1 protein-coding gene is annotated in these 234 nt (G+C 34.6%); it reads left to right on the top strand.

Annotated features, from left to right (window positions below; genetic code table 11):
- On the top strand, positions 1-234 hold a 234-nt coding region (locus SB771_RS37250), incomplete at both ends, for a hypothetical protein (protein WP_410722311.1).

The following is a 234-nucleotide window of genomic DNA, read 5'->3' as shown; positions in this document are numbered from 1 at the left end:
AAATTCTATTCATAGGAGATACAGGACAATTACCACCTGTATCACAAGATGGAATTGAAGATTTCATGACTATGTTTAACAATCCAGATTTCACCCTTACTGAGATTCATAGACAGGCAGCTGAAAACCCTATAATTAAATTGTCCATGATGGCTAGAACTAAACAAAAAATTGAACCTGGTGTATATGGCGAAAATAAAGAAGTTGTGGTTATTGATAAATCAACGTGGGAAG

Source organism: Burkholderia sp. SIMBA_051 (assembly GCF_046534915.1).
GTDB lineage: Bacteria > Pseudomonadota > Gammaproteobacteria > Burkholderiales > Burkholderiaceae > Burkholderia > Burkholderia ambifaria.
This window is presented reverse-complemented; position numbering and strand designations above follow the sequence as displayed.